General features: G+C 29.1%; 24 protein-coding genes and 1 other RNA gene. 9 read left to right on the plus strand and 16 right to left on the minus strand.

The window, feature by feature from the left end; translation table 11 throughout:
* Nucleotides 1–13: 13 nt before the first annotated feature.
* Both AC2TEO_RS00725 and AC2TEO_RS00730 read right to left on the minus strand, forming a co-directional pair.
* Nucleotides 14–970, minus strand: coding sequence for a glycosyltransferase family 2 protein (locus tag AC2TEO_RS00725; protein ID WP_442266271.1), 957 nt, complete (start codon nucleotides 968–970; stop codon nucleotides 14–16).
* 50 nt (nucleotides 971–1,020) lie between these two features.
* On the minus strand, nucleotides 1,021–1,542 hold the full coding sequence (locus AC2TEO_RS00730) for a DUF4199 domain-containing protein (RefSeq protein ID WP_442266272.1): 522 nt from the start codon (nucleotides 1,540–1,542) through the stop codon (nucleotides 1,021–1,023).
* Between the two features lie 139 nt (nucleotides 1,543–1,681).
* Between AC2TEO_RS00730 and ffs the strand changes: the two genes are divergently transcribed.
* Nucleotides 1,682–1,780, plus strand: an RNA gene (gene ffs / locus AC2TEO_RS00735) — signal recognition particle sRNA small type.
* A gap of 10 nt (nucleotides 1,781–1,790) precedes the next feature.
* Here ffs and AC2TEO_RS00740 read toward each other — a convergent pair.
* Complete coding sequence (locus tag AC2TEO_RS00740; RefSeq protein WP_442266273.1) at nucleotides 1,791–2,708, minus strand: site-specific tyrosine recombinase; 918 nt, start codon at nucleotides 2,706–2,708, stop codon at nucleotides 1,791–1,793.
* A gap of 95 nt (nucleotides 2,709–2,803) precedes the next feature.
* On the opposite strand from AC2TEO_RS00740, the gene AC2TEO_RS00745 reads away from it, so the two are divergent.
* The 3 genes from AC2TEO_RS00745 (at nucleotide 2,804) to aroQ (ending at nucleotide 4,352) form a co-directional block, all read left to right on the plus strand.
* Nucleotides 2,804–3,334: a DUF3575 domain-containing protein gene (locus AC2TEO_RS00745; protein WP_442266274.1), complete on the plus strand. Its 531-nt coding sequence runs from the start codon at nucleotides 2,804–2,806 to the stop codon at nucleotides 3,332–3,334.
* A gap of 79 nt (nucleotides 3,335–3,413) precedes the next feature.
* Nucleotides 3,414–3,929 (plus strand): hypothetical protein, encoded by a 516-nt coding sequence (locus AC2TEO_RS00750; RefSeq protein ID WP_442266275.1) that lies wholly within the window; start codon nucleotides 3,414–3,416, stop codon nucleotides 3,927–3,929.
* A 9-nt stretch (nucleotides 3,930–3,938) separates the two neighbouring features.
* Nucleotides 3,939–4,352 carry a type II 3-dehydroquinate dehydratase gene (gene aroQ / locus AC2TEO_RS00755; RefSeq protein WP_442266276.1) on the plus strand — a complete coding sequence of 138 codons (414 nt, stop codon included), beginning with the start codon at nucleotides 3,939–3,941 and terminating at the stop codon, nucleotides 4,350–4,352.
* 79 nt (nucleotides 4,353–4,431) lie between these two features.
* Here aroQ and AC2TEO_RS00760 read toward each other — a convergent pair whose 3' ends face one another.
* The 3 genes from AC2TEO_RS00760 to AC2TEO_RS00770 all read right to left on the minus strand — a co-directional run bounded on the left by AC2TEO_RS00760 (nucleotide 4,432) and on the right by AC2TEO_RS00770 (nucleotide 7,734).
* Entirely contained in the window at nucleotides 4,432–5,616 is a 1,185-nt protein-coding gene (locus AC2TEO_RS00760) for a lipoprotein N-acyltransferase Lnb domain-containing protein (protein WP_442266277.1), read from the minus strand.
* 3 nt (nucleotides 5,617–5,619) lie between these two features.
* Nucleotides 5,620–6,684, minus strand: a complete 1,065-nt coding sequence (locus AC2TEO_RS00765; RefSeq protein ID WP_442266278.1) for a putative type IX sorting system protein PorV2 — start codon at nucleotides 6,682–6,684, stop codon at nucleotides 5,620–5,622.
* Nucleotides 6,685–6,756: 72 nt separating this feature from the next.
* Complete coding sequence (locus tag AC2TEO_RS00770) at nucleotides 6,757–7,734, minus strand: YheT family hydrolase (protein WP_442266279.1); 978 nt, start codon at nucleotides 7,732–7,734, stop codon at nucleotides 6,757–6,759.
* A 77-nt stretch (nucleotides 7,735–7,811) separates the two neighbouring features.
* Between AC2TEO_RS00770 and AC2TEO_RS00775 the strand changes: the two genes are divergently transcribed.
* Complete coding sequence (locus tag AC2TEO_RS00775; RefSeq protein ID WP_442266280.1) at nucleotides 7,812–8,576, plus strand: CDP-alcohol phosphatidyltransferase family protein; 765 nt, start codon at nucleotides 7,812–7,814, stop codon at nucleotides 8,574–8,576.
* A 637-nt stretch (nucleotides 8,577–9,213) separates the two neighbouring features.
* On the opposite strand, the gene lptB is transcribed toward AC2TEO_RS00775, so the two are convergent.
* From lptB to AC2TEO_RS00795, 4 genes are all read right to left on the minus strand, one after another.
* Nucleotides 9,214–9,948, minus strand: a complete 735-nt coding sequence (gene lptB / locus AC2TEO_RS00780) for an LPS export ABC transporter ATP-binding protein (RefSeq protein WP_299679206.1) — start codon at nucleotides 9,946–9,948, stop codon at nucleotides 9,214–9,216.
* A gap of 64 nt (nucleotides 9,949–10,012) precedes the next feature.
* Entirely contained in the window at nucleotides 10,013–10,366 is a 354-nt protein-coding gene (locus AC2TEO_RS00785) for a carboxymuconolactone decarboxylase family protein (protein ID WP_442266281.1), read from the minus strand.
* The gene (gene tatC, locus AC2TEO_RS00790) at nucleotides 10,338–11,165 is read right to left on the minus strand and encodes a twin-arginine translocase subunit TatC (RefSeq protein ID WP_442266282.1); all 828 of its coding nucleotides are present in this window, start codon (nucleotides 11,163–11,165) and stop codon (nucleotides 10,338–10,340) included. The genes AC2TEO_RS00785 and tatC overlap by 29 nt, the downstream gene beginning before the upstream one ends.
* Entirely contained in the window at nucleotides 11,165–12,136 is a 972-nt protein-coding gene (locus AC2TEO_RS00795) for a KpsF/GutQ family sugar-phosphate isomerase (protein ID WP_442266283.1), read from the minus strand. The genes tatC and AC2TEO_RS00795 overlap by 1 nt, the downstream gene beginning before the upstream one ends.
* A gap of 148 nt (nucleotides 12,137–12,284) precedes the next feature.
* Between AC2TEO_RS00795 and AC2TEO_RS00800 the strand changes: the two genes are divergently transcribed.
* Together AC2TEO_RS00800 and AC2TEO_RS00805 are read left to right on the plus strand one after the other, a co-directional pair.
* Entirely contained in the window at nucleotides 12,285–14,468 is a 2,184-nt protein-coding gene (locus AC2TEO_RS00800) for a RecQ family ATP-dependent DNA helicase (protein WP_442266284.1), read from the plus strand.
* Between the two features lie 15 nt (nucleotides 14,469–14,483).
* The gene (locus AC2TEO_RS00805; RefSeq protein WP_442266285.1) at nucleotides 14,484–15,074 is read left to right on the plus strand and encodes a YdeI/OmpD-associated family protein; all 591 of its coding nucleotides are present in this window, start codon (nucleotides 14,484–14,486) and stop codon (nucleotides 15,072–15,074) included.
* Between the two features lie 2 nt (nucleotides 15,075–15,076).
* Here the strand turns inward: AC2TEO_RS00805 and AC2TEO_RS00810 are convergent, their stop codons facing one another.
* The 5 genes from AC2TEO_RS00810 to AC2TEO_RS00830 all read right to left on the minus strand — a co-directional run bounded on the left by AC2TEO_RS00810 (nucleotide 15,077) and on the right by AC2TEO_RS00830 (nucleotide 20,057).
* On the minus strand, nucleotides 15,077–15,436 hold the full coding sequence (locus tag AC2TEO_RS00810; RefSeq protein WP_442266286.1) for a DUF4258 domain-containing protein: 360 nt from the start codon (nucleotides 15,434–15,436) through the stop codon (nucleotides 15,077–15,079).
* Between the two features lie 156 nt (nucleotides 15,437–15,592).
* The gene (locus tag AC2TEO_RS00815) at nucleotides 15,593–16,306 is read right to left on the minus strand and encodes a DUF6733 family protein (RefSeq protein ID WP_442266287.1); all 714 of its coding nucleotides are present in this window, start codon (nucleotides 16,304–16,306) and stop codon (nucleotides 15,593–15,595) included.
* A 19-nt stretch (nucleotides 16,307–16,325) separates the two neighbouring features.
* Nucleotides 16,326–17,084, minus strand: a complete 759-nt coding sequence (locus AC2TEO_RS00820) for an enoyl-CoA hydratase-related protein (protein ID WP_442266288.1) — start codon at nucleotides 17,082–17,084, stop codon at nucleotides 16,326–16,328.
* Nucleotides 17,085–17,105: 21 nt separating this feature from the next.
* Nucleotides 17,106–18,419, minus strand: a complete 1,314-nt coding sequence (locus AC2TEO_RS00825; RefSeq protein ID WP_442266289.1) for an FNR domain-containing protein — start codon at nucleotides 18,417–18,419, stop codon at nucleotides 17,106–17,108.
* 6 nt (nucleotides 18,420–18,425) lie between these two features.
* Nucleotides 18,426–20,057, minus strand: a complete 1,632-nt coding sequence (locus AC2TEO_RS00830) for an AMP-binding protein (RefSeq protein WP_442266290.1) — start codon at nucleotides 20,055–20,057, stop codon at nucleotides 18,426–18,428.
* A 164-nt stretch (nucleotides 20,058–20,221) separates the two neighbouring features.
* Here AC2TEO_RS00830 and AC2TEO_RS00835 point away from each other — a divergent pair, with 164 nt between their 5' ends.
* Together AC2TEO_RS00835 and AC2TEO_RS00840 are read left to right on the plus strand one after the other, a co-directional pair.
* Complete coding sequence (locus AC2TEO_RS00835; RefSeq protein ID WP_442266291.1) at nucleotides 20,222–20,947, plus strand: response regulator; 726 nt, start codon at nucleotides 20,222–20,224, stop codon at nucleotides 20,945–20,947.
* A gap of 85 nt (nucleotides 20,948–21,032) precedes the next feature.
* Nucleotides 21,033–22,421: a sensor histidine kinase gene (locus AC2TEO_RS00840; RefSeq protein ID WP_442266292.1), complete on the plus strand. Its 1,389-nt coding sequence runs from the start codon at nucleotides 21,033–21,035 to the stop codon at nucleotides 22,419–22,421.
* On the opposite strand, the gene AC2TEO_RS00845 is transcribed toward AC2TEO_RS00840, so the two are convergent.
* Complete coding sequence (locus tag AC2TEO_RS00845) at nucleotides 22,402–23,598, minus strand: alanine dehydrogenase (RefSeq protein WP_442266293.1); 1,197 nt, start codon at nucleotides 23,596–23,598, stop codon at nucleotides 22,402–22,404. The two genes, AC2TEO_RS00840 and AC2TEO_RS00845, sit on opposite strands and share 20 nt — an antisense overlap.

Here is a 23,598-nt window from a genome sequence, read left to right on the forward strand (position 1 = left end):
ATTAAAAGAGGTGTTATAAATTTATTTTTTCTTTGATTTTATAATGTTTTTGAAGCGGATTACTTTTTATTATTAATTCGCCTAAAAAGCCAGATAAGAATAATAGTGTTCCTAAAATCATAGATGTTAAGGCAATGTAAAACCAAGGATTATCAGTGACTAATATGGTTTTTACCTTTGTATAAACTCTATAAAGTTTTATAACACCAATATAAAAAGCAGTAGTAAACCCGAATAAAAACATTAATGAACCCCATAAACCAAAAAAATGCATAGGTCTTTTACCAAATTTAGATAAAAAAGAAATGGTAATCAAATCTAAAAGCCCATTAATAAAACGATCTACACCAAACTTTGTAACACCATATTTTCTTGCTTGATGTTTTACTACTTTTTCTCCAATTTTTGAATATCCTTCATTTTTTGCTAGTATAGGAATGTAACGGTGCATTTCGCCACTAACTTTAATAGCTTTTACTACTTCTTTTTTATAGGCTTTTAAACCACAATTAAAATCATTTAATTGTAAGCCAGAAGTTTTTCGAGCGGCCCAATTGTATAATTTTGAAGGGATATTTTTTGTTAAAATATTATCGTAGCGTTTCTTTTTCCATCCAGATATTAAATCAAAATCTTTTTTAATAATTAAATCATATAACTCAGGAATTTCATCTGGATTATCTTGTAAGTCAGCATCCATAGTAATTACAACATCTCCTTTAGCTTCAGCAAATCCTGCATCTAAAGCTTGAGATTTTCCATAATTACGTTGAAAACGTATTGCTTTAACTTCTTGATTTTTTTCAACTAAATCTTGAATTACTTTCCAAGAAGTATCTGTACTACCATCGTCTATAAAGATTACTTCATATAAAAAGTGATTGGATTGCATAACTTTTGCAATCCAATCATATAGTTCTTGTAAAGATTCTTCTTCGTTTAAAAGTGGTATTATTACCGATATATCCATGAATATATTATTACCAGTTTTAGATGGTAAAGTTACAATATTATTATGGCTTAAAATGTGTCTTCTTCTCTTTTTTGCATTACAGCACCAGCAATAGCAGAAATGATAAATCCAATAATAGCAGAGCCAATTAAACTAAAAGCTGCTGTTATTCCTGGGGAAGAAAACTTTTTAGCCATTTCTTGACTAGCTTCAATTTGTTCTTCGCTATATCCTTTGTCTACCAAAGTTTGTAGTTGTATTTCAGCCATTTGCTCCATGTAAGTAGGTTCAATAAAACTCACAAAAATATATTGATAAATAACACTTATTAGAGCAGAAAATATAGCAATTCCAACTCCTACTTTAATAGCTTGACCAAAAGATATAAAGCCATTGTTAATGGTTTTAAACTTTTTTATTCCAAGCACAATAATCACTATTAAAAGTATTATTGCTATTACAGATAAAGACCAATGTGGTTTTAAATGATTACCTGTAGCATACATTATTAATCCTTGAAATACACTAATTATACCTAATATTCCACCATAATTAAGAATTATACTCTTACTACTTGCTTGATTTTCCATGTTTGTTAATGATTTGATTAGTTATTAATTTATAAAATTACTTAAAACATTTTATTAGTATTCAATGTTTTAAAAATGTTACAAAAAAAGATGTGTTTTTTTTTGTTTGTAATTCAAAAAAACGTTGTAAATTTGCAGCCGGCAAGTTCTACACAACTAGCTCCCTTTGAATCCCCCAGGGCGGGAACGCAGCAAGGGTATTAGGTTGTAGCAGTGTGATGTAGGTAGCTTGCCTTTTTTTATTTCATCTAATTCAATGATGATACTTTTCCATTTCTAGGATGATACTTTTCTACTACTTTTTGTAAATGACTTCTATCTAAATGCACATAAATCTCTGTTGTAGTGATGCTTTCGTGACCTAATAGCTGTTGTATAGCTCTTAAATCAACACCTTCTTTAAGTAAATATGTAGCAAAAGAATGACGAAGTGTATGCGGACCAATATTTTTATTTAAGTTACTTTTGGCTGCTAAATTTTTCAAAACAATAAAAATCATTTGTCTTGTGAGTCTTTTCCCTCTTCGATTTAAAAAAAGAGTGTCTTCATCTTCCTTTACAGGATTAATATGATTCCTTGTATGTTCTATATAAAATTTGATAAATTTTATTGTAGTTGAATGTATAGGTACAAAACGATATTTATTTCCTTTACCTAATACTTGGATAAAACCTTCGTTAAAAAATAAATCGGATAATTTTAGGTTAACTAATTCACTTACACGTAGTCCGCAACCGTATATAGTTTCTATTATTGCTCTATTTCGCTCTCCTTGAGGATGACTTAAATCGATATGCGAAATTAATTTGGTGATTTCATCATTTGTTAATACATCGGGTAATGTTCTTGATAATTTAGGTGATTCTATTAAATCTAATGGATTATCCTCTCTATATCCTTCAAAGATTAGATAGTCGAAGAAGCTTCTTAGGCCTGATATAATTCTGGCTTGAGTTTTAGGGTTAATTATTTTTGCTATTTCATAAATGAATTTTTGAATTTCTATTTTTTGAATAAAAATAGGTGATTTAAAAATTTTAAATTCAATTAAAAAATTTTGTAGTTTCTTAATGTCTCTAACATAACTATCAATAGAATTTATTGAAAGGCCTCTCTCAATTTTTAAGAAAGTTTTATAATCTTTTATTTTTTTATCCCAATCCAAACTAAACTATACTTTTTATCAAAATCCTTTTTTATTTCGAAAATAATTATACTTTTGCTTCTACAAACATATAATTATATCAAAAATTTTAAATTATGAAAAAATTATTTTTAACAATTGCTGTGGTTGCTTTTGGATTTGCTGCTAATGCACAAAAAAACGTTATTAAAGCTAATCCATTAGGTCTAGCATTTGGTGTTGCTGATTTATCTTATGAAAGAGCTGTATCTGATAACAGTTCTTTTGAAATTGGATTATCTTATGCTGGAGCGGATGTAACTTCTGGTTCAGAGAAAATTAGTACAAGTGCTATTGGAGCTGAAGGTAAATATAAATTCTATTTCTCTTCTGATAAAAATGCACCAAGAGGATGGTATGCTGCTCCATTTGTAAGTTATTCTTCTGCTTCTGCTAAAAACAATGGAGGTGATGATGTAGGTTTCTCTGCATTTTCTGGTGGTGCTTTAGCTGGATACCAATGGGTATTTGGAGGAGGAGATTCTGGTTTTGCTTTAGATTTAAATTTCGGAGCTCAGTATGTTTCAGCATCTCCAAAAGGAAATTCTTCAGTTAGTATTGATGGATTTTTACCAAGATTAGGTGTTTCATTAGGTTACGCATGGTAATCTATTATCTTATAAAGATATTTAAAAGGAGCCTTTTGGCTCCTTTTTTTATTTTATATTCGCATAAAATACATCACTTATGAAAAAAATATTCTTAGTATTAATCGTTTTTTTATCTCTTAAAAGTTTTTCTCAAGGAGAACAGTTGAACCTAGGAGTAAATGGAGGTATAACAGTTGGAAATTTAGAATCTATTTCTTCTGCTGCTTTTGGTGTAGATGCGAATTATTTATTTGAAATTTTTGAAAACTTTAATGCCGGACCATCATTGAATTTTATTTATTTTTTAACGAATGAAGTAAATGGATCGAAACCAGATGCTTTAATGTATTTGCCTATTGGTGGAGCTGTTAGATTTAAAGCTTTAGAAGAAAAATTTTATGTAGGTGCAGATTTTGGTTTTGCAATTGGTATTTCTCCAGAAGGAGATAATGGAGGAGTGTTTTTTAAGCCAATGTTAGGTTATAAAGTAACCAATAATGTTAAAGTAAACTTATTTTATGCAGGGGTTAAAAAGAACCTTCCTACTTATGGATATGCAGGTTTAGGATTAGTTTTTGATGTTTTTGGAAGTTCAAATCAATATTCTTTTTAAACTTTAAAAATGAATTTTCTAATTATAAACGGCCCTAATTTAAATTTATTAGGAAAAAGAGAGCCTAATATATACGGAGATAGCTCTTTTGAATCTTATTTTGAAAAGTTAAAAGAAAATTTCCCTAATACAAAACTTTCCTATTATCAGTCAAATATTGAAGGAGAAATTATAAATAAACTTCATGAAGTAGGTTTCGACTATGATGGAATTATTTTAAACGCTGCGGCTTATACTCATACTTCAATAGCTATAGCCGATGCTGTTAAAGCTATTAAAACACCAGTTGTAGAAGTGCATATCTCTAACACTCATGGAAGAGAAGAGTTTCGTCATAAAAGTTTTATTGCAAAAAATGCTAAAGGTGTAATTTTAGGTTTTGGTTTGGATAGTTATAAGTTAGCAATACAAAGTTTTTTATAAATAATATATAAATATCAAGTAATCTTTGAGATTACATTTTTAGGTGTAGTTAATAAAATTTCAAAAAATAGGGTTTAAGTTATTGCTTGAACCCTATTTTTTGAAATTTTATTAAAAATATATAACGTACGGCTAATAATAAAATTAGTGGATATAGCGGATAAGTAAACTTTTGAATTCTAAAAAGATGTAATAAAGGGATTAAAGCTAAGAAAACTAATAAAATAGTTAAATACTTATTTATCCATGGTTTAATTTCATCTTTAGTTACAAAAAAGGCCATGATTAAATTTGGGGCAAATGCCCAAAGAAAATTAAAGTTATTTGGAGCTGTCGAGTGATTTGTAAAGAACCATAAAAAGATAATTAGAACACCTATTAATCCAGTTATAAATAAAATCGAAAAATCTAAGATTTTAGATCTTTTACCTTTTTTAATATCATTATAGCTCATAAAAAGAATGATAAAGAATAATAACGAAAAAATTAAAAAAGGACTAAAACTGTCTGCTCTTGAAGCTTTAGTCTCGAATTCTAAAAGTGTTTTTGTGCTTCTAACTAAATTTGTTACTTCTCCTTTTTTTGTAAATTTAGATTTTTCGAATATAGAAAAGAGATACTCTGGTAAATACATGTATTCTTCAATTGTAGCAATTTGATCTAATCTGCTTCCTAGAGCTATGTTTATACCGAAACTTCCCCAAGTATTTGGATTTATTTTTTCATTCATTAAATCTCTAAGAGATTTTTGTTCTTTTAAAATAGAAGTATCAAATGAAAGCTTATCTTTTAAAATATCTTTCAGAATATCTTTTGGTCTGGTAGCACAATTATCGAAAAAAGGATCATAAAAATAACTAGCATTTTCTGGTTGTGCATTGATTTCTAGAAACTTGAAATACGCGTTTTTTTGCTCTTGCGTTAAGTTTAAAACTTGTTGTTTTACCCAACGTTCATCTTCATTAGCAGATTTTAAAGAGTAATGAAAAGGATATCTTTGTAATTTATACTTCATGAATCCTCTAACAAAATTCATGTAAAAATCAGGTCCGTTAAAATCGAAAATACCATAGTTATACAGTAGGTCAATATTTAACATAGGATCTTTAACTCTTACAGCTGTATGTCCAAATTTTTCATATAAATGATCACCTGGTCCAGAGGTAATAATACTAATTTCAGCATATGCAGAAAGTTGAGCTGTTTGAGAATAACTATAAAAAATAGAAAGTAAAAAACTTAAGGCAAGTAGTTTTTTTATCATGATTTATCGGTAAAAACTGTAGTCCAATTTAATAGAAAAAATATTAGAAAACAATGCATTTCCTACACTTCCAATATTAGTTAAAGCATAATCGATTTGAATTCCTTTATATTTAAATCCTAATCCGAAATTTGGTTGTACAGCGATAGATTCTTCACCATTAAATTCTGTAGTATTCTGAAAATTACCAGCACCAATTCGTAAATATACCAATTGATCATAATCTAATTGAAAACCAAAAGCAGGATCAATACTTAAAAAAGAAGTTGAAATAATATCGTTAGTTTCAGCAAATCTCATATTTAAATCAACTTCTGCAAGTAAATTAAAATAACGACCAATTTTAAAATCTCGTGCTACACCAACTTGAAGTTTAGGTTTAGTGATTTCTGTAGTTTCTGGTAATTCTTGATTTTGGCCTGGAACTGCGTTTCTAATTTTTTCAAATTCATCTTCATCTATAGACCAAGTATTAAATGTTGTTGTAATATCTCGAGCCATAGCTCCAAATTTCCATCCGTTTCTTTCAAATTGAATTCCTAAATCGAACCCGAATCCCCAAGAAGTAGCAAAATCACCAATAATTCTTCTAACAATTTTGGCATTTCCACCAATAGAAAAACCATCTAATAACATTTTTCGACCATAACTGATATTAAAAGCATAATCAGCAGCAGAGAAGAGACTGATCCTATTAAAATCGATATTTCCATCACTATCAATTAATTCAGTAGTATTTAAAATGTCATCAACACCAAATCGAATTAAAGATAAACCTACGGCACTTTGTTTATCGATAGGCATAGCAAAACCTGCATAATTATATGTTGCAATTCCAGCGAAATAAGAAGCATGCATTAAAGTTCCTTGATAATCTTCGATATTTACTAAACCAGCAGGGTTCCAATAGGTAGCATTTACATCATTTGTAGTTGCAACAACGGCTTTACTCATTCCTAATGCAGCTGCATCTACACCAATATTTAAAAATTCATTAGAGAAATTTCTAAACTGTGCTTGAGTCAATGTAGAAAATAAAAGAAAAATGTAAACTAATTTTGTTTTCAAACGATTAATTTAATAAGAACAAATATCCAAATTCCTTAGTAAATAACAGTAGTTTTTTAGAGTTATTGTTTACTATGAATAGATATTTAACTCATTTTGAATAAAATTAACAAATTGTTTTTCTATCCAATAGGATTGATCATTAAAAGAAGAAACAAAACCAACATGGCCGCCATATTTAGGGGTTAGTAAAAAGAAATTAGAAGATTTTTCTGCAATTTCATAAGGATAACATTCTAAAGATAAAAAAGAGTCATCTTTAGCATTTATTAATAAGGTTTTATGATTGATGAGTTTTAAATAAGGTTTACTACTTGCTTTTTCCCAATAATCCTCAGGACTATCAAAACCAAAAACTGGAGCTGTATAAATTTCTTCAAAATCTCTGAAAGAAGAAGCTTTTGCAATTAATTTTTTATCAGGATTATACCCTTCAAATTTTTGAGCTTTTAAATTAACTTTAGCTTTTAAAGTTCTTAAAAACTCTTGCATATATAGTTTGTTTTTTAGTTTGCTTAATTCAGCCTGAGAACTCGTTAAATCGATAGGAACAGAAACAGCAATACCGCCTTTTACAATAGAAGGAATTTGCTCTTCATATTCACCTAAGTATTTTAAAGTTAAGTTACCACCAAGACTAAAACCACCTAAAATAATATTTTGATAGTCATAATACTCTTCTAAATATTTTAAAATAAAATGTACATCATCTGTTTTACCAGCATGATATGTTTTTAAAATATTATTGTCTTCTCCACTACAACTTCTCAAATTTACACATACAACATCGTAACCCAAATTATTCAGGTAGTTTGCTGTTGATACCATATAGCTTGATTGAGAACTTCCTTCTAATCCATGAATTAAAACTATTAGAGAGAATGAGTTATTTGGTAGAAAATCTAAATCTATAAAATCATTATCCCAAGTATTAATTCTAACTCTTTTATAATCAGCTTTTTCTTTTGTAGTAAAAAATTTGTAAATCGTGTTTACATGAGGGTTTCTGAAAGGGAAACTTGTAGTTAGTTGATTTTTAAGTAATGGCATCTTTAAAACAATTTATTTTTAGATTAAACAGTAAAAAAACAATCAATTTCATATTTTCGTAAAAATCATAAAAAAAAATGAATATTAAAAAACACATTCCAAATATTATTACACTCGGAAACTTACTTTGTGGTACTATTGCCGCAATTTTAGCCGTTCGAGGATTTTTTTATGAAACAGCAATTTTTGTTGGAATTGGAATTGTTCTCGATTTCTTAGACGGTTTTGCCGCTAGATTGTTACATGTTCAAGGAGAATTAGGAAAAGAATTAGATAGTTTGGCAGATATGGTAACAAGTGGAGTAGTACCAGGAATTGTAATGTTACAGTTTATGGTTCATAGTTCTTATTACAGAGAATTTGGGTTTTCTTCTTGGGATTCTGCTTTAGATATTGGATTAGGTTTAGATAATTTAATTTCAATAGAACTACTAGGTTTGTTGCTTACTCTTTTTGCGGGATATCGTTTAGCTAAATTCAATATTGACACAAGACAAACAGATAGTTTTATTGGTTTACCAACTCCCGCAATGAATTTATTTGTGGTTTCTTTACCAATGATTGCAGGATACACAAAATCAGAATTTATCTTAAATATTATTCATAACCAATTCTTTTTAATTGCTGTAACTGTAATTTTAAGTGTTTTAATGGTTTCTGAACTTCCCTTGTTTTCATTGAAATTTAAGTCAACTAACTTAAAAGATAATCTTTTAAAATACTTATTCTTATTAACGTCAATTGTTTTATTAATATTTTTGAAGTTTATCGCAATTCCATTAATAATTATTATTTATATATTATTGTCTGTGTTCAATAACATTGTTGTTAAGAGTAAATAAATACTTTTCTAAGTTTTTTTGAGAAAGTATTAAGAACTGTATATAATTTTGCTCTGTTTTTAATAGAGCATGAATTAATTGAATAAAGAAAAACCATAACCAAAGTTTTTGATAGTATGGTAAAGTGGCGATTAAAGCACAGAGAACTAACTATTGGTTCGTGATTTAAATTTATAAACTAAAGAAGCTATAATATTAATAAATGGAATTACAACTAATAGTATTATGAAGAGTGAAAAAGATAGGATTAAAGCAGTGTTATAATCTTTGTAATTTCCACTCCAAAGATCTTCTTTAGTTAGATTATAATTATGATCTTGATATAATATATAAGATGTAAATATTAATAGAGTTGTACTTAATACTATCTTTATAATTAACCCCTTTTTAAATAGTTTTCCTTTGAATAAATCAATCAGATTATAGATTAAAAAGTTAAATATATATAGTAAAAAAAAAAGAAAAAGATATGGTTATAAGTAATCACAAAATAAGTGTCATGAATATTAATATCCATTACTAAATCTTTTAGATTTCTACCATTATTGAAACCAAAGTATCCATTAAAAATCAAAGAAATTATTAAAGATATTGTACCAAGAAGTATAAAAAAATAATAAGGTTTAGAACGAAACATTTAGAATTTCTTCTTCTTCAATTCAAAATCTTTACCTAAGTATACTTTTCTAACCATTTCATCAGCAGCCAATTCTTCAGGAATTCCTTCTTTTAAAATACCACCTTGATACATTAAATAAGAACGATCTGTAATTGCTAAAGTAGCCTGAACATCGTGGTCTGTAATTAAGATACCGATGTTTTTGTTTTTAAGTTTAGCAACAATTCCTTGGATATCTTCTACAGCAATAGGGTCTACACCAGCAAAAGGTTCGTCTAATAAAATAAATTTCGGATCAGAAGCTAAACAACGAGCAATTTCGGTACGTCTTCTTTCTCCACCAGATAATAAGTCACCTCTATTTTTACGAACGTGTCCTAAGCTGAATTCCTCAATTAATTCTTCTAATCTTTTTTTACGTTCTTCTTTAGTGCGATTTGTAAATTCTAAAACGGATAGGATATTGTCTTCAACAGATAACTTTCTAAAAACAGAAGCTTCCTGAGCTAAATATCCTATCCCTTTTTGAGCACGTTTATACATTGCATCATCAGTAATTCTTTCATCATCAAGGTAAATATTTCCACCATTAGGTTTAATCATACCAACGATCATATAAAAGGAAGTCGTTTTACCAGCACCATTCGGACCAAGTAAACCTATAATTTCTCCTTGTTGTACTTCTAAAGAAATTCCTTTTACTACTTTACGACTACCGTAGATTTTCTGTATGTTATCTGCTCTTAAAATCATATAATAAAAGTACAATGTTACTATTTAATAAAAGTACATTGTATTAATTGATTGTTAAATTGAATTAATTTGGAGTTTCCTCTTCAAGAGCTTCCCAAAATTCAACAGCTCTTCTTAAATGAGGAATTACAATTGTTCCACCAACTAAAGTAGCAATAGACATAGTTTCCATCATTTCTTCTTTGGTAACTCCATTTTTGTATGCAGTTTCTAAGTGATATGCAATACAATCATCACAACGTAATACTGCAGAAGCTACTAATCCTAATAACTCTTTGGTTTTAACTGATAAATGACCTTCAGCATAAGCATTAGTGTCTAAATTAAAAATTCTTTTGATTACTTTATTATCACCTGATAGTATCTTTTCGTTCATTTTTGAGCGATACTCATTGAACTCTTGGACTTTTTTCGACATTTTTTTGTTGTTTTTTAATTACATATTTTGAAATGTAAATTCCGACTTGATATAAAAACATGATTGGTACAGCTACAATAATCTGACTCGCAACATCTGGAGGTGTTATTATTGCTGATAATATTAGCACAACAACTAATGCATGTTTTCTATATTTTTTTAAAAATTCTGGAGTAACTAAGCCTATTTTAGATAGAAAATAAATAATAATTGGAAGCTCAAAAAATATCGCGACTCCAATTAATGTATTCGTAATTAAACTGATATATGCACCAAGTTTAAAGCTCTTTACAATAGCATCTCCAATAGAAAAATTGTAAAAGAAATATACAGACATCGGTAAGATTACATAATAACTAAAAAGAATTCCTGAAAAGAATAGGGAAGAAGCAGAAAAGATAAATCCTTTCGATTTTTTTCTTTCACTTTCTAACAATCCAGGAGCTATAAATCTCCATATTTCCCATAAAATATAAGGGAAAGCTAGAATTACACCTAAGATTAAAGAAGACCATATGGCAGTCATTAATTCTTCAGTAGGGTTTAATACTTGTAATTCTTGAGAAAAATCTATATTACAAAAACTACTATCAATTCCAATCAAAGTAAAAGCTTTACAGAAAAAACGATAGGTAATAAAGTCAGGTTTTAAGTGTGCTAGTAAAACTTCATCAAAAATTACTTTGATAAACGTAAAAACTAAAATTGCTACAGAAAATATAGCAATAATACTTCTTATAATATGCCATCTTAACTCTTCTAGATGATCTAAGAAAGACATTTCTTTTTCCTGTGCCATTAAAATATACCTTCTTTTAAAATATCATGTAAATGAACAACACCAACATAGTTGCTATCATTGTCACATACTAAGATTTGTGTAATATTATTATTTTCCAACGTATCTAAGGCATCAATTGCCATAGCATCAATATGAATAGTTTTAGGTTGTTTACTCATAATATCAGCAGCAGTTAAATCGTCTATTTTAGTAGTTTTATTTAACATTCTTCTAATATCTCCATCAGTAATAATACCTTCAATTTTATTTTCAGTATTAATTACAGCAGTAACTCCCAATCTTTTTTCAGAGATTTCAACAATTACTTTAGAAACTTTATCTGTAGGAATTACTTTTGGTAATTCATTATTATTAACTAAATCAGATACTCTTAAATATAAACGCTTACCCAAAGCTCCTCCCGGATGATATTTCGCGAAATCTTTATTACTAAAGCCTCTTAAATCTAACAAACAAACAGCTAATGCGTCCCCTAAAACAAGTTGTGCGGTAGTACTATTTGTTGGAGCTAAGTTATTTGGATCAGCTTCTCTTTCTACATAGGAATTTAAAACATAATCAGCATTTTTACCTAAAAAAGAATCCGCATTACCCGTTATGGCAATAATTTTATTGTTCGAATTTCTTATTAAAGGAACCAAAACTTTTATTTCTGGAGTATTACCACTTTTTGAAATACAAATTACAACATCTTCCGTTTGAATATTTCCTAAATCACCGTGAATTGCATCTGCAGCGTGCATAAATACTGCTGGAGTTCCTGTAGAATTTAGCGTTGCAACTATTTTATTTGCAATATTTGCACTTTTACCAATTCCAGTAATAATTACCCTTCCTTTAGAATTTAATATGAAGTTAACTGCATTAGCGAAGGAATTGTCCAAAAAATTAGTTAAATTAGCTATACTATTGCTTTGAAGTTCAATAGTTTCTTTAGCCTTGTTTAGTATTAAGTCTGTATTTTTCAAGTAAAACAGGTTTAATTTAAAGTGTAAAAATAGGAATATTTTAGCTAGAAAAACTTTCCTTTTAAAAGAAACTTTAGATAACTTTAAGTAATTATTTTTGTGTATTAGTTTGAATTTTTAATTTTGGCTTTCTGGGAACATTATGAGAATGAATTTATACGATGCTTTAAAAAAGTTTTTTGGTTTTAATCAATTCAAAGGACTTCAAGAAGATGTAGTTAAAAGCATACTGAACGACCAAAATACGTTTGTAATTATGCCAACAGGTGGTGGAAAATCACTTTGTTATCAACTACCAGCCTTAATGAAAGAAGGTACAGCAATTGTGGTTTCACCACTAATTGCTTTAATGAAGAATCAAGTTGATGCTATACGAGGAATATCTGAAACCCACGGAATAGCTCATGTTTTAAACTCTTCGTTGAATAAATCTGAGATAAATCAGGTGAAACAAGATATTATGGATGGCGTTACAAAATTGTTGTACGTTGCACCTGAATCTTTGATTAAAGAGGAATATGTAGATTTCCTAAAATCACAGAAAATATCTTTTGTAGCGATTGATGAAGCACACTGTATTTCTGAATGGGGTCATGATTTTAGACCTGAATACAGAAACCTTAGAGCAATTATCAAACAGATAGATAACGTTCCTGTTATCGGTTTAACTGCAACAGCTACAGAAAAGGTACAAGAAGATATCTTAAAAACTTTAGGAATGACTGATGCTAATATTTACAAAGCATCATTTAACAGAGCTAATTTATTCTATGAAGTTCGTCCTAAAACAAAAGATATTGAAAAGGATATCATTCGTTTTGTAAAACAAAAAGAAGGACAGTCTGGTATTGTATATTGTTTAAGTAGAAAAAAGGTAGAAGAAATTGCTCAAGTTTTACAAGTAAACGGTATTAATGCTTTACCATATCATGCAGGTTTTGATGCAAAAACCAGAGCAAAACATCAAGATATGTTCCTAATGGAAGATTGTGATGTAGTTGTTGCTACAATTGCATTTGGTATGGGAATTGACAAGCCAGATGTTCGTTTTGTAATTCACCATGATATTCCTAAAAGTTTAGAAAGTTATTACCAAGAAACAGGTAGAGCAGGAAGAGATGGAGGAGAAGGTCACTGCTTAACATTCTATTCTTATAAAGATATAGAGAAATTAGAGAAGTTTATGGCAAATAAACCTGTTGCAGAGCAAGAGGTTGGACATGCTTTATTACAAGAAGTTGTAGGTTATGCTGAAACTTCAATGAATAGACGTAAATACTTGTTACATTATTTCGGTGAAGAGTTTGACGAAATAAATGGAGAAGGAGCTGATATGGATGATAACATGAAAAATCCTAAGAAAAAACATGAAGCCCAAGAACAAGTTTGTACTGTTTTAAAAGTAGTAAAGGATACTAATGAAATGTATAAGGCTAAAGAAGTTGTGAATACAATAATAGGAAAAGAAAATGCCTTATTAAAATCTCATAAAACTACAGAGCAACCATTTTTTGGAATAGGTAAAGAGAAAGATGGTAATTATTGGATGGCTTTAATTCGACAAATGTTAGTTGCTGATCTTATTAAAAAAGAAATAGAGCAATATGGTGTTGTGAAGTTAACCAAAGCAGGAAAAGTATATTTAGAAACCCCATCTTCATTTATGATGACAGAAGATCATGTTTATAATGATACTGATGATGGATCTATAATTACGAATACTAAATCAAGTGCTGTTGGGTTAGATGATAAGTTGATTAGTATGCTTAAGGATTTAAGAAAGCAAGTAGGTAAGAAATTAGGTGTTCCTCCTTTTGCAGTTTTCCAAGATCCTTCTATTAATGATATGGCTTTAAAATACCCTATAACTTTAGAGGAGTTATCTACAGTTCATGGAGTAGGTGAAGGTAAAGCTAAGAAATACGGTAAAGATTTTATCAAATTAATCGGACAATACGTTACTGATAATGATATTACTAGACCAGATGATTTAGTGGTAAAAAGTACAGGAGTAAACTCTGGTTTAAAGCTTTATATTATTCAAAATACCGATCGTAAATTACCTTTAGAGGATATTGCAAAATCGAAAGGTTTAGAAATGAATGAGCTAATTAAAGAAATGGAAGCTATTGTATTTTCAGGAACTAAATTGAATATTGATTATGCAATTGAAGATTTATTAGACGAAGATCAGCAAGAAGAAATACATGAGTATTTTATGGAGGCTGATACAGATAAAATTCAAGATGCTTTAGATGAATTTGATGGTGATTATGACGATGAAGAATTACGTTTAATGAGAATTAAGTTTACTAGTGATGTCGCTAACTAGAATTTAAGAAATTTAATGAACGAAAGAGTTACAGCATATATATTAACTTCAGAAAAATGGACGCAAGAATTAAACCTTTTGCGTTCTTTTTTATTAGAATTAGATCTAGAAGAAGCTATCAAATGGGGAGCACCAGCATATTTGTATAAAGGGAAGAATATTATTGGTATTGCTAGATTTAAAAATTATTTCGGATTATGGTTTCATCAAGGAGTTTTCATTAACGATAGATATAAAGTTTTGATGAATGCTCAGGACGGAAAAACGAAAGCTATGCGTCAATGGCGTTTTACTTCTATAGAAGAAATAGATAAAGTAAAAATTGTAGATTACGTTTTACAGGCTATAAAAAATGTTGATGAAGGCAAAGAACTTAAGCCTAAAAGAAATACAAAACCATTAGAAATTCCTGAATTACTGATAAGCGAATTAAATAAGAGCGAAGATTTAATGATTAATTTTAAATCCTTTTCGTTAAGTAAACAAAGAGAATTTACAGAATATTTAAGTTCTGCTAAAAGAGAATCTACACAAGTAAGTCGATTACAAAAAATAATTCCTATGATTATGAAAAACATAGGATTAAATGATAAGTATAAAAAATAAAATTATTTTAGAATTATTTTATCAATAGTTGCAGTACTATCACAACGTATTACATATAAATCTAAATTTTTACTAGTTACGTAATATTCTGCACAAGGTCTTAAACGAGGTTTACTCTTTCCAAAATCAACATCGCCTGTTTTCAAAATAATAGAAACTTGAGCAGTATCTATATTGTTTGATAGCATTACAGACTTTGCATTATCTGAAAATAATCTTTTTTTGGTTCTAATACTTTTTAAAGTTCTTGCATCCATTCCATAATCAAAAGAAACTTTTTTGTTTTTCCAAAAGAAAGAAACAGCTAAAGTTCCTAAAGCCACACCGATTAAGTAAAACCCTATTCTTTTAAGTAATTGCATTGTTAAAATTTACATGTCAAAAATATTAATATATAAGCAGATGAAATAATTTTTTTAAACATATATTTTTTAATTGATAAGAAGAAACCTTAAGTATTTAAGGTTTCTTCTAAATTACCAAAACATAAGTTTTAGTAATTCCCCCAATTTAATATTTTATAAAGGGATAAAAGCTTGAATTTTATAAAATTCATCAGCATTTAAATTGTCATTAGAAATATTTGGTCCGAATGCAAAACGAAACCAAACTCCATTGTTAAGCGTTGCTTTTACATAACCACCTAAAAACTGATATAAAGTTTTAGTGTCTCCATTATCAACTCTAGTTTGTCCTAAATGCTCATAAAATCCTCCAAAAGAAAAAGAATCGCTCACTTTAAAACCAGGAATTACCCAGTTCAACATTAAATCTTGCGAGCTTCCTTCGCCACGTAAACTCATGTAATACGCATGATAAGTTTCAAATTCAAATCTTCCTGAATTGTATACAGCAAAGACACTAGGAATTAAACTTTCTGCAATTTTAGTTCCAGCAGTTTGAGATAATAACTTTCCATGTCCGAAACCTAAACTAGGATTTACAAATAGTTTACCGTCTTTAGAAGCAAAACCTAAACCGACACCAGTTTCTAGAAATAAATCTTTTCCTTGATTGCCAAAAGAAGGATTTACCCAAAAAACACTATAAAAAGTTAATTTTGTTCTTGGTTTAAGTTCATATGAACCTAAGAATACATTATTAAAACCAGCTCCACTATTGTGAATAGGCATAATGGCAAAAGAAGTTTTCGATTTTTTTTCTTCTTCTTGAGCAAAAATGGAAGTGATTGATAAACATAAAATTGTGATAAAAATGATTGATTTTTTCATGATAAATTGAGGTTAAATATTAATTAAAATTTGGAGTTCTTTTTTCTAAAAAGGCGCTCATACCTTCGGTTTGATTTTGAGTATGAAATAAAGAGTGGAATAACTTTCTCTCGAATACAATTCCGTCTTTTAAACTACTCTCTAAAGCTTGATTTGTAGCTTCTTTTGCTGCTTTTAATGCTGTTTTAGAATAAGAAGCGATCAAGTGTGCTTTTTCAATAATTTGCTTTGTAAAATTCTCCTGAGGCAGAACTTGAGTTATGAGTCCGATTTTCTCTGCTTCTTCGGCGTTAATTGTCTTTCCGGTTAAAATGATTTCCATGGCTTTAGATTTTCCAACGAGTTTTGTTAATCGTTGAGTTCCGCCAATTCCTGGAATAACTCCTAGTTTAATTTCAGGCTGACCAAATTGTGCGTTTTCAGAAGCGTAAATAATATCACACATCATGGCAAGTTCACATCCGCCACCAAAAGCATAACCATTTACCGCAGCGATTATAGGAGTTTTAATACGTGAAAAAATTTCCCAATACCCAAAATAATCTTCATTAAACATTGCTGTGAAATCTTTTTCAGCCATTTCTTTAATGTCAGCTCCAGCACAAAAAGCTTTTTCATTTCCTGTAATTATGATGCAGCCAATTTTCGGAGATTTATCGTATTCTAATAATCCAGAAATTAGTTCATGCATAAGTTCTGAATTCAGTGCATTAAGTGCTTTAGGACGGTTTAATTTGGCAATAACGATCCTATCTATTTTTTCAAATAGTACATTCATAAGTAATAAGTTTTGTGATTATTAAGAGTCCCAAATAGCTCCGTAAGCTGGAATTCCTCTGTATTCCATATTATGAACTACTTTTTGCGTTAAACTCTGATTAGAAATACAGATTACAGCTTCAGCATTAAAATCTTTATAGGCCTTATAAGCAAGTTTTACCAAATCAGGTTTTCCATGTTCATCTGTGTTCCAGATAATAGCATTAGGTTGTACATTTTTAATTTCATTAACTAATGCTTCTCCATATGTTTTTTCAGGAGATCGAGTAGACCAAATTAAAACTGAAGGAGTTTCATTGAGTAATAAATGTGGTAAACACGGACCAATACCGCTTCCGGTAGCAACCCAAATTACTTTTTTGAATAATTTATCTACATTTCCAACGCCTGCTGTAGGAATTCCTTTCACCCAAATTTTATCAGGTTTTTCTGAAATGAATTTTCCAGTCCAATCTCCAGCTCTAGAAATAGTTAAGCGGAAACCAGTTTTATCGGGAGCAGGAACATTTGCAAATGAATGCCATTCTAATAACGGATTTCTGCTCAATGCTGTAGATGAACCAGCAAAAGGTGTAACTCCGTAATCGAAGCTAGTTAAGGCAACGTGATTAGAAGGACTATCGATATTGATATTTACTTTTTTTAAACGTAACCACGGAATTATTACACTTGCGGTTAGAACAATTAAAATCCAAAAATCTAATTTATTCCACAAAGGAATTGAAGGAGATTCTAGTCGTACAAATAATAACATTTGAACCCAGAATAATATTAAAACTGACCAGCCACCAATTCTGTGAGTAATTTCGAACTGATTGTGATATTTGGCTCTCATTTTTGGCAAAGCCATAACTACAATAGTAACTAATAATACCAAGATGAATGTGGTAATAATTACTATAGGATTATTGATTTGATATACATTGTTAGATAAACTCTTATAAATCCCCCAAACAAACACAAAGTACCATAAAGTTCCCATAGTTGCACTAGAGCTGTGTAAACCGCCAAAATGATATACTTTGGCACATTTTCTTCGAATAAACAAAGGCCAATGTTTTGGAACACTTGTAGCTATTGTAAATAAAAGATTTATTACATACTGTTGTCGAATTAATATCGCGAGTGTAAAATTGAAAAGAATTACTCTAGAAATCTTATAAATAGCTATGCTTTCTGGATTAAACCAATTCCATGAAATTAATCCTTTGTAAAAAACGATAAAGTTTATTAACGTGATTAAAATAAATAATCGTTTGTAGGGAATAAGCAAAGGATGTTTTCCTAATCGATATAGAAAACTCTTTTTTGGTGGTAAAATTATCGTATTCATGATTGCTTATTTTAAGTAGGAAGTTCTAATTTTACGTTTGTCTATTTTACCTCTAGAAGTCTTCGGAAGTTCATTTAAAAACTTAAATTCACTTGGTACATAATAATAAGGTAAATCTCTTTCTATAGCTTCAATTATATGGTTCAAAAGAGTTTCAGTAGCTTTTTGATCAGTCAAACTAATAAAAGAAACCAAATGATTTTTATGTTTCAAAGTAACTGCTCGTTTAACTTCATTAAAGTTTTCGATGATTTTAGTTATAGCATCAAGTTCTACACGAAAACCTTTAATTTTTACTTGATCGTCAATTCTTCCATAATGAATTAATTCTCCATTTTCATCCCATCTTCCTAAATCACCAGTATTGAACATCATATTCTCTCCTTTCAAAAAAATATCTTTAGCATATCGAGTTTTATTTAGTTTGTCGTTATTGATGTATCCTTTAGTAACACAATCGCCACCAGCCCACATTACGCCAACATCGCCAATTTTTATTGGGTTTTTATCATTGTCTAATACATAAACGGTGTTATTTGGTGTTGGTTTTCCAATAGAAAGTTCATAACTGTTTGGAACACATTTTTTCATGGTATTCACAATAGTAGTTTCCGTTGGTCCGCAACAATTGTAAAAATCACATTTCTTAGACCAAGTATTAGCTAAAATTACAGGACAAGGTTCTCCTGCCACCGCAACAGTTTTAATTTCATGACATTGTTCTGCATCTATAGTGGTAAGAATAGTAGGAGTAGCAATAATAACATTGGCTTGTTTAGCGGTTTCTTCAATATCTTTTCCACGGATTAGTAAAGTTCCACCATTTCCTAAACAGCCTAAAACTTCCCAAGCAGCCATATCAAAAGAGATATTTAAAATTTGAGCAACCTTTATTCCAGGAGAAATACCAAGATTACCTGGAGCATTATATAGAATATTACATAAGTTTTTATGTGTTACTTCTACACCGTTTGGAGTTCCTGTTGTTCCAGAAGTAAATAAAATGAAACAAGAATTGTTAGTGTCATCATTCACATGATGAATTAATCTGATATTTCCATATAGGTTCTTATAGATATCTTTCTCTAACTCTATATCTATTTTAATTAGATTGTCGTTTTTGAAAAAGTCTAACTTTTCAGAATAATCCGATTGCGTTAAAATGATTTTAATATCACTAAGTTTAGTGATTTCACTGAGCATGTTTTTAGGAACTATTCTTGGATCTTGGGGAACATATACAGCTCTTAATTTTAAAACAGCTATAATTCCAATTAACATTTCTAAAGAACGATGTGTATACAAACCTACTTTATCACCTCTTTTTATGCCTTTTTGTTTTAAGATTAAAGCAAGTATTGTAGCTTCATCATCAAGTTGCTTGTATGTAATACTTAAATTTTGAAAAGTTGCGGCAATATTACCAGGTGTTTTTGATACCCAATATTCAAAAGCATGAATAACATTTTTGTATGGAGTATCGATTGTTGGAGCTATTCCATATTCAATAAATAAGTTTTGATCTTCTGATGATAGATGTTTAATTTCCTTTAAATTAATCTGTTTTCGTTGTAGATTGATTTTTTCTTTTAAAATCAAAGAGAAGTTATTATCATCATTGATAATTGATTTTTTCATGATCTATTTTAATAAAGGTTAATACTAAAATTGAAGAACTGCAGTTCAATTTTACAAGAACAAATAACTTTTTAAAGTATCACAGAAGTATCACAGAAGTATAAAATATATGTAACATTTTAATTTTTTTATATTAGCGCAACCCCGAATAAATCTACTCTCAAATGAAAAAAATATTAATTATAGATGATGATAAGTCAGTTTCAAATCTTTTAAAAATTAACATTTTAAATCATGGTTATGTCGCAGAATTAGCTTTTGATGGAACTCAAGGACTCGATTTGGCAATAACTAATGAATATGCTTTAATTCTTTTAGATATTACTTTACCTAAACTCGATGGAATTGAAGTTTGTAAAAGAATTCGTCAAAAAAAAGAAGTTCCAATTATCATGCTTACAGGAAAAACTGATGAACTAGATAAAGTTTTAAGTCTTGAATTTGGAGCAGATGATTATGTGACCAAACCATTTGGAATTAGAGAGTTAATGGCTAGAATTAAAGCTGTTTTAAGACGATACGAATACAATTTTAATTTAGATATTAATAAGACTTTGGTTTTTGATGATTTATCTATTAATATTCCTAAACGAATAGTTTATAAAAAGAATTCTAGAATTAATCTTTCTCCAAAAGAGTTTGATTTATTGACTTTATTCGCAAATAATCCTGGTAAAATTTATAGTAGGTCCACTCTTTTACAGCTTGTGTGGGGATATAACTTTAAAGGATATACGCATACTGTAAATTCACATATAAATAGATTAAGAAGTAAACTCGAGTATGATATGACTAATCCTAAATATATTCTAACAGAGTGGGGAGTTGGTTATAAGTTTAATGAATCATTAACATCCTATTTAGATGAGCAAATACCGATCATTGTCTAATAGATTTATTGTTAAATTAAGTATTTCTTTTCTACTTATAATTTTAATAATTGGTATAATTTATATATCGATAACGTTCTTTTTATTGAATCGATTTTATAGTCAAACAACACAACGTTTAAATGCTAATGTAGCAAATCATTTAATTGAAGAAAAATTTAAAAATACAGCACCTTTTTTAGAAAATGGAGATGTTAATGTTGAGTTATTTGACGATGTAATGCACGATATGATGGCTGTGAATAGGGCCATTGAAGTGTATTTGTTAGATATTGAAGGAGTAGTACTGCATTCAGTGGTTTTAGATCATTCAGATGAGTTTGAACCTATAAAAAAAGTAGATTTGATTCCTATTCGAGAGTTTATTAAAAATAAAAATGAATATATTTTAGGAGATGATCCTAAAAATACTTCTGAAAGAAAAATATTTTCAGCAGCATCATTTAATAATAATGGAAAGCAAGGCTATATATATGTTTTACTTGCTAGTCATGATTTTGAACAGATTTGTACTAGCTTATTTAAATCTTATTTTTCTAAATTAACTATCACTACAATATGTATAACTACATTTTTATCTTTAGTAGTAGGTTTTTTAAGTATATTTTTCATTTCAAAAAGTTTACTGATTATAATTCATCATGTGAATAATTTTAAAGAAGGGAATTTACAAAGTAGAATACCAGAGGCTTCTACTACAAATTTGTCAATTTTAGCAACAACTTTTAATGAAATGGCAGATACTATTGCTTACCATATAGAAGAGATAAAATCAATTAATAATTTTAAAAAAGAACTAATAGCAAATATTTCGCATGATCTTAGAACTCCACTTACAATTATAAGGGGATATGCAGAAACTTTAAGTGGAAATGAAATAAAAATGACAAAAGAAAATAGACAGGATTTTTTAAAAATTATAGAGAAAAGTACTTTCATCTTGTCAGATTTAGTTAATCAGTTATATGAATACTCTAATTTAGATGCAAAAGAATTACAATTAAACAAAACGAAATTTAATTTACCTAAATTAATAAATGAGATTGTTATGCGTTATGGGATGATATCTGAAAATAAAGAAATTTCGATAAAAGTTATATGTAAATTAGATGAAAATCAATTTGTGTTTGGAGATAAATTATTAATTGAAAGAGTTATTCAAAACATTTTAGATAATGCATTAAAATTCACTCCCCAAAAAGGTTGTATAACTTTATCTTTAGAAACAAAATTAGATAAAATAATCGTTAGTATAAAAGATTCAGGTTTAGGAATAACAAAGACCGAACTTGATTCTGTTTTAGACAGGTGGTATACTTCAGGAAATACAATTGAAAGTAGAGGTTTAGGTTTAGCTATTTCAAAAAAAATTATTGAATTGCATGGTACACATCTTATGATTTTCTCAGAAGGAAAAAATAAAGGATCAGAATTTATGTTTTCGCTACCGAATACTACAAAATTAATAAATTAATATCTCTAAAAGGAATATCGAACCAATCACCAACAGTTTTATTTGTTAGAATTCCATGATAAAAATACATACCATTTCGTAAGCTTTTATCGAACCTAGCAGCATTTTCAAAACCACCTTCTTCAGCAATGTTTAATAAGTAAGGAGTTAAAATATTACTAATAGAAACGGAAGCTGTTCTTGCATATCTAGATGGAATATTAGGAACACAATAATGAATAACGTCATGTTCTCTAAACGTAGGTTTACTGTGTGTGGTAACCCTAGAAGTTTCAAAACAACCACCTCTATCGATACAAACATCAACAATAACTGCGCCTATTTTCATTTGTTCTATCATGGTTTCAGTAACAATGATAGGAGATCTATCAACTCCTCTGATTGCACCTATGGCAACATCACAGCGCATTAATGCTTTTAATAAAGACTTTGGTTGAACAGTAGATGTATAAATAGGTCCAGGAATGGCTTCTTGTAATTTTCTTAATTTAGTAATTGAATTATCAAAAACTTTTATACGAGCACCTAAACCAAAGGCAGTACTAGCAGCATATTTACCTACAGTTCCAGCTCCTAAAATGACTACATCTGTTGGTGGAACACCACTTATATTACCTAATAATAAACCATTTCCTCCATTTGCAGAAGACATTAATTCTGCTGCTATATGCATAGATGATATACCTGCAATTTCACTTAACGATTTTAAAACAGGATATACACCATCTTCGTCCTTTATATAATCATATGCTATAGCAGTAATTCTCTTTTTTGCTAAAGCTTCGAAGTATTTTTTATCTTGAGTTTTTAATTGTAATGCAGAAATTAAAAATGATTGTGGATTCATTAATTTAATTTCATCTAATGTGGGTGGTTCAACTTTGACTACCAAATTACAAGCAAAAACTTCTTTTATATCATAAGATATCTTAGCACCAGCCTCAGAATATTCTCTGTCAGTATAATTAGTGCCTTCTCCAGCGTTATTTTCAACAACAACTCTATGACCATGTGCTACTAAAGCGGCAACAGCGTCAGGTGTTAAACTTATTCTTTTTTCCTCTAATCTGGTTTCTTTAGGTAATCCTATAAATAACTCGCCTTTTTGCTTCTTAATTTCTAGCATTTCAGGTTGAGGAAGTAGCTGCTCTTTAGTAAATGGTGTGATAGAACTCAT

Source organism: Tenacibaculum aquaeponti (assembly GCF_057221555.1).

What these genes read in the sequence shown, in the direction of transcription:
- AC2TEO_RS00725 (WP_442266271.1), bottom strand. Translation starts at nt 970, where the DNA reads ATGGATATATCGGTAATAATACCACTTTTAAACGAAGAAGAATCTTTA.
- AC2TEO_RS00730 (WP_442266272.1), bottom strand. Translation starts at nt 1,542, where the DNA reads ATGGAAAATCAAGCAAGTAGTAAGAGTATAATTCTTAATTATGGTGGA.
- AC2TEO_RS00745 (WP_442266274.1), top strand. Translation starts at nt 2,804, where the DNA reads ATGAAAAAATTATTTTTAACAATTGCTGTGGTTGCTTTTGGATTTGCT.
- AC2TEO_RS00750 (WP_442266275.1), top strand. Translation starts at nt 3,414, where the DNA reads ATGAAAAAAATATTCTTAGTATTAATCGTTTTTTTATCTCTTAAAAGT.
- aroQ (WP_442266276.1), top strand. Translation starts at nt 3,939, where the DNA reads ATGAATTTTCTAATTATAAACGGCCCTAATTTAAATTTATTAGGAAAA.
- AC2TEO_RS00760 (WP_442266277.1), bottom strand. Translation starts at nt 5,616, where the DNA reads ATGATAAAAAAACTACTTGCCTTAAGTTTTTTACTTTCTATTTTTTAT.
- AC2TEO_RS00770 (WP_442266279.1), bottom strand. Translation starts at nt 7,734, where the DNA reads ATGCCATTACTTAAAAATCAACTAACTACAAGTTTCCCTTTCAGAAAC.
- AC2TEO_RS00775 (WP_442266280.1), top strand. Translation starts at nt 7,812, where the DNA reads ATGAATATTAAAAAACACATTCCAAATATTATTACACTCGGAAACTTA.
- lptB (WP_299679206.1), bottom strand. Translation starts at nt 9,948, where the DNA reads ATGATTTTAAGAGCAGATAACATACAGAAAATCTACGGTAGTCGTAAA.
- AC2TEO_RS00785 (WP_442266281.1), bottom strand. Translation starts at nt 10,366, where the DNA reads ATGTCGAAAAAAGTCCAAGAGTTCAATGAGTATCGCTCAAAAATGAAC.
- tatC (WP_442266282.1), bottom strand. Translation starts at nt 11,165, where the DNA reads ATGGCACAGGAAAAAGAAATGTCTTTCTTAGATCATCTAGAAGAGTTA.
- AC2TEO_RS00800 (WP_442266284.1), top strand. Translation starts at nt 12,285, where the DNA reads ATGAATTTATACGATGCTTTAAAAAAGTTTTTTGGTTTTAATCAATTC.
- AC2TEO_RS00805 (WP_442266285.1), top strand. Translation starts at nt 14,484, where the DNA reads ATGAACGAAAGAGTTACAGCATATATATTAACTTCAGAAAAATGGACG.
- AC2TEO_RS00810 (WP_442266286.1), bottom strand. Translation starts at nt 15,436, where the DNA reads ATGCAATTACTTAAAAGAATAGGGTTTTACTTAATCGGTGTGGCTTTA.
- AC2TEO_RS00815 (WP_442266287.1), bottom strand. Translation starts at nt 16,306, where the DNA reads ATGAAAAAATCAATCATTTTTATCACAATTTTATGTTTATCAATCACT.
- AC2TEO_RS00820 (WP_442266288.1), bottom strand. Translation starts at nt 17,084, where the DNA reads ATGAATGTACTATTTGAAAAAATAGATAGGATCGTTATTGCCAAATTA.
- AC2TEO_RS00825 (WP_442266289.1), bottom strand. Translation starts at nt 18,419, where the DNA reads ATGAATACGATAATTTTACCACCAAAAAAGAGTTTTCTATATCGATTA.
- AC2TEO_RS00830 (WP_442266290.1), bottom strand. Translation starts at nt 20,057, where the DNA reads ATGAAAAAATCAATTATCAATGATGATAATAACTTCTCTTTGATTTTA.
- AC2TEO_RS00835 (WP_442266291.1), top strand. Translation starts at nt 20,222, where the DNA reads ATGAAAAAAATATTAATTATAGATGATGATAAGTCAGTTTCAAATCTT.
- AC2TEO_RS00845 (WP_442266293.1), bottom strand. Translation starts at nt 23,598, where the DNA reads ATGAGTTCTATCACACCATTTACTAAAGAGCAGCTACTTCCTCAACCT.